This is a genomic window from Kribbella sp. NPDC002412 (genome assembly GCF_053592935.1).
The window spans coordinates 92,323-98,360 of the sequence record NZ_JBSFBL010000036.1 but is presented as its reverse complement, the minus strand read 5'-3'; the positions used below and the strand labels follow the sequence as shown (position 1 = coordinate 98,360).

The 6,038-nt window shown below is 68.7% G+C and carries 7 protein-coding genes; 2 read left to right on the top strand and 5 right to left on the bottom strand.

What is annotated here, in order from left to right; all coding sequences use genetic code 11:
- The 5 genes from ACWCOV_RS26735 to ACWCOV_RS26715 form a co-directional block, all read right to left on the bottom strand.
- Positions 1-207: hypothetical protein (locus ACWCOV_RS26735; protein ID WP_449832052.1), on the bottom strand; the 207-nt coding region annotated here is incomplete at its 3' end.
- Positions 208-305: 98 nt separating this feature from the next.
- Positions 306-1,337: a phosphotransferase family protein gene (locus ACWCOV_RS26730; protein WP_449832051.1), complete on the bottom strand. Its 1,032-nt coding sequence runs from the start codon at positions 1,335-1,337 to the stop codon at positions 306-308.
- Between the two features lie 219 nt (positions 1,338-1,556).
- On the bottom strand, positions 1,557-3,053 hold the full coding sequence (zwf, locus tag ACWCOV_RS26725; protein WP_449832050.1) for a glucose-6-phosphate dehydrogenase: 1,497 nt from the start codon (positions 3,051-3,053) through the stop codon (positions 1,557-1,559).
- Between the two features lie 81 nt (positions 3,054-3,134).
- Positions 3,135-3,905 (bottom strand): phytanoyl-CoA dioxygenase family protein, encoded by a 771-nt coding sequence (locus tag ACWCOV_RS26720; protein WP_449832049.1) that lies wholly within the window; start codon positions 3,903-3,905, stop codon positions 3,135-3,137.
- Between the two features lie 46 nt (positions 3,906-3,951).
- Positions 3,952-4,341, bottom strand: coding sequence for a VOC family protein (locus ACWCOV_RS26715; protein ID WP_449832048.1), 390 nt, complete (start codon positions 4,339-4,341; stop codon positions 3,952-3,954).
- 159 nt (positions 4,342-4,500) lie between these two features.
- Here ACWCOV_RS26715 and ACWCOV_RS26710 point away from each other — a divergent pair, with 159 nt between their 5' ends.
- Entirely contained in the window at positions 4,501-4,839 is a 339-nt protein-coding gene (locus ACWCOV_RS26710; protein WP_449832047.1) for a YciI family protein, read from the top strand.
- The gene (locus tag ACWCOV_RS26705) at positions 4,836-6,017 is read left to right on the top strand and encodes an RNA polymerase sigma factor (RefSeq protein ID WP_449832046.1); all 1,182 of its coding nucleotides are present in this window, start codon (positions 4,836-4,838) and stop codon (positions 6,015-6,017) included. The genes ACWCOV_RS26710 and ACWCOV_RS26705 overlap by 4 nt, the downstream gene beginning before the upstream one ends.
- The last annotated feature ends 21 nt before the right edge of the window (positions 6,018-6,038 follow it).

The following is a 6,038-nucleotide window of genomic DNA, read 5'->3' as shown; positions in this document are numbered from 1 at the left end:
TGACCCACCCGCCGTGAACCGCACCTGGATCCCGGTCTGCTCGGTGAACGGCTTGGCCACCTTCTCCTCGAACAACGGCTGGTACTCGGCCCCGTACCCCTCGACGACCAGCACGTCCCCCGACTGGTCATCCGCACTGGTCGACGTACAACCACCCACCACGGAGGCGATCCCAACCGCCAGCACCACACCCCAAAACCTCTTCATCTCGGCATCGCCTCCACAATGTAACTAATTACAGTAACTAGTTACAGGACCCAACCACACGCCCCCTGGCAGGTCAACAACTCACGCAGTTCTTCGCACTACCAGACGAGTCCGTCTAGATGGTTATGGCCGGAAAGCAGGCGAGCGATGCGGTCGTGCGCCGCTTCGCGGATGTCAGGCTGGGGGTGGTGTGCGTAGAGCGCGAGCTCCACGTACATGTCATAGAAGTTCAACCGCTCGCGCAGATGCTCGCGCTCGAACAGCTCCGGATACGCGCCGCGCAGCCATCCGGGGACCTCTGTGAGCGTGGTCTCGTCGAGTCCTTGTTCGTCGGGTGTGGGTGGGTACTCTCCCGCCCTCGCGCACCAGCGCAGGATGGTATCGAGCTCGACATCCGCCGGCTGAGCCAACGCCTCCGCGAAGTCGATGAGACCGGTGACGCGTCCTTGGTCGACGATCACGTTGGATCCATGTAAATCACCATGGACGAGGACGGGTTCGTCGGCAGCGAACAACGCCAGCCGCTCCTGGATCCAATCGGCGACGTCCGCGAGCAGGCGCGAGTCATGACTGGGCAGTCGCCGCGCAGCCTCGACCTGCTGGAGCGTCGCGCTCACTACGGGTGGGTGGAACGCAGGCCACGGCTTGCCGGCGAGCGCGTCGGCCAGCCAGGGCGGCAGCAGGTCGGCCGGGACAGGCACGCGGTGAAGTGCGCGCAACGCAGCGCCGAGGCTTTCGATCATTGCTTGGCGCGTGAGCGAGTCCGCCGCCGGCCATGCGTCGTACAGGGTTCGGCCGGGCAGGCGTTCGGAGATGTACCACGGCCCGTCCGGGCCGTCGCCGTAGGCGAGGTGTCGGGCGTGTGGGACCTCGCTGCCGGCGAGCAGGTTGACGACTGTCGCCTCGTGGCGATACGCGTCGCGGAATTGTCCGTTGTTCAGGCGTACGACGTATTCGTCGCCGACCCACACGCGGCTGACCCAGCCGGCCTTTGAAAGAAAGCGCCCGGTTGCCGGCAGGCCAGCGGCCGCCAGCGTCCTGCGCAGCGCCGGATCGGTAGCCCAGGCGAGAGTCTCCACGGAGGGCCGACGCTGCCTGAACCCGCCATCCGTCCAGTCGCCGTCGGTCATGAGCGCGAGCCTATTCGTCAGGGGTCTGCGGCGATACGGGGTTTCCAACCAACCCGCCGCCGCCAGTTGCAGGTGACCCTGCAATACGTCCCTGGCGGCTTTAGCGGGCGCGGTGCGGAGCGCGTCGGAGGCCCGGTGCTGGCCGGGCCTGCCGCCGGGGAACAGCCACTTGGTGCCGTGCGAGCCCGCAGCGAAGCGTAGTCGCGGTCTGGGGAGGGACTACTGCTTGGACTCGCGCCATTCGCGTTCGAAGGGGAGGCGCCAGGCTCGGGGGGCTATGAGTTGGTGGATGGCGTTGGGGCCCCAGGTGCCGGGTTGGTAGGGCTTGACCGGGGGCGGGTCTTCGAGGAGCAACGCGGAGCGATCCCAGAGCGACTCGATGCCCTCGGCGGTGGTGAACAGTGTGTGGTCGCCGCGCATCGCGTCCAGGATCAGGCGCTCGTACGCCTCCAGTACGTCGCCCGCGCTCTCCGTCTCCTGCGTCGAGAACTGCATCGACAGCTTCTCCAGCCGCATCCCGGGACCAGGCCGTTTGCCGTAGAAGGACAGCGAGACCCGCGACGAGTCGGCCAGGTCGAAGGTCAGGTGGTCAGGACCCTGCGAGCCGACCCCGGAGCCGGCCGGGAACATCGTCTTCGGCGCCTCCTTGAAGGCGATCGAGATGATCCGCATTCCTTCGGCCATCCGCTTGCCGGTGCGCAGGTAGAAGGGGACCCCGGCCCAGCGCCAGTTGTCGATGCCGACCTCCAGCGCGATGAACGTCTCGGTGTCGGAGTCCGGCGCGACGCCTTCCTCGCGGCGGTAGCCGCTGTACTGGCCGCGGACCACGTCGGCCGGGTTGATCGGGAGCATCGAGCGGAAGACCTTGTTCTTCTCCTCGGAGATCGCCCGCGGCTCCAGCGCGGTCGGCGGCTCCATCGCGACGAACGACATCACCTGCATGAGGTGGGTGACGACCATGTCCTTGAAGGCACCGGTCGGCTCGTAGAAGGTGGCGCGCTGGTCCAGCCCGAGGGACTCGGGGATGTCGATCTGCACGTGGTCGATGAAGTTGCGGTTCCAGATCGGCTCGAACAGGCCGTTCGCGAACCGGAAGGCGAGGATGTTGAGCGCCGCCTCCTTGCCGAGGAAGTGGTCGATCCGGAAGATCTGCGACTCGTCGAACGTCTCGTGCACGAAGTCGTTCAGCCGGATCGCGGTGGCCAGGTCGTCGCCGAACGGCTTCTCCATCACTACCCGGGCGCGGTCGACCAGGTCGGCGTCGCGGAGCATCGCGATCACCGCCTGCGCGGCCTTCGGCGGCACGGACAGGTAGTGCAGCCGGCAGGTGTCCGGCCCGAGCTGTGCCTCGGCCGCCTTCACCGCGGCCGCGAGCGCCTCCGGCCCGGCCGTGACCGGCACGTACTCGAGCCGCTCGGTGAACTGGGCGAGGTCCTCGCTGCTCATCCGGTGCGTCCCGAACCGCTCCACCGCGTCCCGGGCCGTCTCCCGGAACTCGTCGGAGCTGAGCTGCTCGGTCGCCATGCCGATGATGCGGACGTCGGGAGCGAACTTGGACTGCTGCAGATACGCCAGCCCGGGCAGCAGCTTGCGCTTGGCCAGGTCGCCGGTGGCCCCGAACAGCACGATCACGTGCGGCGCGAGCGGCTCCGGGTCCCGCCGCGACGGGCGCGATCCGGGCGCCGGGTAGGCGATGGTCTGGATACGGTCAGGCATGCAGTCCTCCCACGGACACCGAACCTCGTACGCCGGTCTCGTACGCCGAAGCCGACACCCGAAAGTGTAGGCACCCGGCGGTCAGCCGATCATGTTCGTCGCCATCATCCGCGGCGCGTCCCCGCAGTTCGGCGCGGCCGCATGGAAGGTGTCGCAATGCATGAAGTACACGTCACCTGCCCGGCCGGTCAGCTCCACCACCCGCAGCGGTACGCCGTCCACGTCGGCACCGTCGGCCAGGTACCGCCGGACCCGGTCGTTGCCGTCGGCATCGTCGTGCACCCACAGCTCCCGCAACCACGGGTCGACCGCCGTGAGCGCGCGCCGCAGTGGTTTCGGATGCGGTCCGTCGGCAGCGGGATCGGCGTACCGGGCCACCAGCCGATGAGAGCCGGTGAGTACGAGCGTCGCCCCGCCGCCGGGCCGGAGGTCGTTCAGCAGCACGAACATCTGCACCGCGCGGAGCCCTGGGCCGGTGCTGTACCGGACGAAGTCGTTGTGCCAGCCGCTGTACGGAACGTCCCACGGCGCCTCGTCGCGACGTGGGAAGTTGACGAGCAGCACGCCCCACCGTCGCGGCTCCGTCCACTCGCCCAGCAGGCCGTCGAGCGTCGCCCGGACCGCCGGGCTCCCGATCCGCTCGAACTCGCGGCCGCCGGCAACGTTGCGCACCCCGGACAGCCGCTCCTCGACGCGCCAGGTCGTGGGATCACTGCGCTCCATCCCGTGCTCCGCGCGCACGTGGTCCCAGACCCGGTCGCACATCGCGGCCGCGTCACCCGCCGGGATCGCCCCGGGCACCCGCAGCAGGCCGGTGCGGTCGAACTCGTCGTGCTGAGCGGCTGTCACCATGCTCACCACTCTGACCGCGTACGGCGACCGGCCGCGACCGAATTACTCAGCTTGGCGCGGCGGACTGCCACAGGCCGAGAACGTTCCCCTCGCAGTCCTCGAAGTAGGCCGCGAAGCCCATCTCGCTGACCGCGAACTTGGCCGCGACCGTCTTGCCGCCGTGCTGCTCGATGGACTCCAGCGCGGCGTCGGCGTCGTCGACCTCGATGGTGATCACCGGGATGGTGGCCGGCGCCCCGGCCCGCTCGAACATGCCGCCGTTGATGTAGCCGGGCTCCTGCGGGTACCCCTCCTCGGTCACCGGCCCGGTCGAGACGCTCGTGTACTGCATCTCCGGCATGACATTGACCTGCCAGCCGAACACGTCGGCGTAGAACGCCCGCGCCCGGTCGGCGTCGTCGTACGGAACCTCGAAATGCACTACTCGTCCGGTCATCGCAAGCTCTCCCCTTCGGCACCGGCGATCCGTCGGCTCCGACGCTAGTCCGGTCCGGATGGAAAGCGAACAGGAACCGGGTGAAAAGCGTTTACGGTGGGGGTGTCTGTTTCCGCCGGTGCCGTTCGTCGGTGGGGTGAGAGCCCCTGGAGGAGGACCGTGAAGTACTTGCTGATGATCTGTGGTGACGAGTCCGCCGAGGAGCACGCCAACGACGGGTGCGGCGGCTGGTCGGAGGAGATGGAGCAGCGCGGCGTGGTCGAGGGTGGGGCCGGGCTGCGGCCGCCGAACGAGGCGACCACCGTGCGGGTGCGCAACGACGAACTGCTGCTCACCGACGGCCCGTTCGCGGAGACCAAGGAGCAGATCGGCGGGTTCGTGCTGATCAACTGCGCCGACCTGGACGAGGCGATCGAGATCGCGGCCAAGCACCCGTTCGCGACCTACGGGACGATCGAGATCCGGCCGGTGCTGGAGCCGCCGCCGGGGATCGGGTGACCTTCGAGGAGGTCTACCGGCGGGAGTGGGGCCAGGTGGTCGCCACGCTGATCCGCCTGACCGGTGACTGGGATCTGGCTGAGGAGTGCGCTCAGGAGGCGTTCGCGGCCGCCCTGGAGCGGTGGCCGCGGGACGGCGTACCGGACAAGCCCGGCGCCTGGCTGACCACCACCGCGCGCAACCGTGCGATCGACTGGCTGCGCCGTGAGGCAGTCGGCGCCGCGAAGCTGAAGGAGGTGGCTGCTGTGGAATACGGGCCTGACGAGCCGTACGACGTACCGGACGACCGGCTGCGGTTGATGTTCACCTGCTGCCACCCGGCGCTGGCGATGGAGGCACGCGTCGCGTTGACGCTGCGGACGCTGGCCGGTCTCAGTACGGCGGACATCGCACGCGCGTTCCTGGTCCCGGAGACGACCATGTCGAAGCAGCTGACCAGAGCGAAGCAGAAGATCCAGCACGCCGGCATCCCGTACCGCGTCCCGCCTGCCCACCTGCTGCCGGACCGGACGCCCGCCGTACTGGCAGTGCTGTACCTGCTGTTCAACGAGGGATACTCCGACGTTGTCCGCAGCAACCTGACCACTGAGGCGATCAGACTGGCCAGACTGCTCGTGCAGCTCATGCCGGACGAGCCGGAGGCAGCCGGCCTCCTCGCACTGATGCTGCTCCACGACGCCCGGCGGGACACGCGCCTGACCGCGGCCGGCGTACTGGTGACGCTCGAAGACCAGGACCGCACCCGGTGGGACCACAAAGCCATCACCGAGGCCGTCGACCTGCTGGACGCGACATTGCGCCGAGGCAGCCCCGGCCCCTACCAGGTGCAGGCCGCCATCGCCGCCTGTCACGCGACCGCGCGTACGGCGGCCGACACCGACTGGCCGCAGATCGCCGCACTGTACGGCCAGCTCAAGCAGACCCCAGTGGTCGCCCTGAACCGCGCAGTAGCCATCGGCATGGCAGACGGACCTGCAGTAGGCCTGAAGCTGGTCGACGAGCTCGCAGCCGGCCCACTGGCCGGCTACCACCTGCTCCCAGCCACCCGCGCCGACTTCCTCCGCCGCCTCGGCCGCCACACCGAGGCCGCAACCTCCTACCGCGAGGCACTAGAGCTCGCCACCACGGACGCCGAACGCAAATATCTGCGGCGTCGGCTGGACGAGGTGTCTGTCTGAGCGCAGGCCGTTCGTCGGTGG

Excerpts from the sequence above, each read along its gene's own strand:
- ACWCOV_RS26730 (WP_449832051.1), bottom strand. The coding sequence starts at position 1,337 with ATGACCGACGGCGACTGGACGGATGGCGGGTTCAGGCAGCGTCGGCCC.
- zwf (WP_449832050.1), bottom strand. The coding sequence starts at position 3,053 with ATGCCTGACCGTATCCAGACCATCGCCTACCCGGCGCCCGGATCGCGC.
- ACWCOV_RS26720 (WP_449832049.1), bottom strand. The coding sequence starts at position 3,905 with ATGGTGACAGCCGCTCAGCACGACGAGTTCGACCGCACCGGCCTGCTG.
- ACWCOV_RS26715 (WP_449832048.1), bottom strand. The coding sequence starts at position 4,341 with ATGACCGGACGAGTAGTGCATTTCGAGGTTCCGTACGACGACGCCGAC.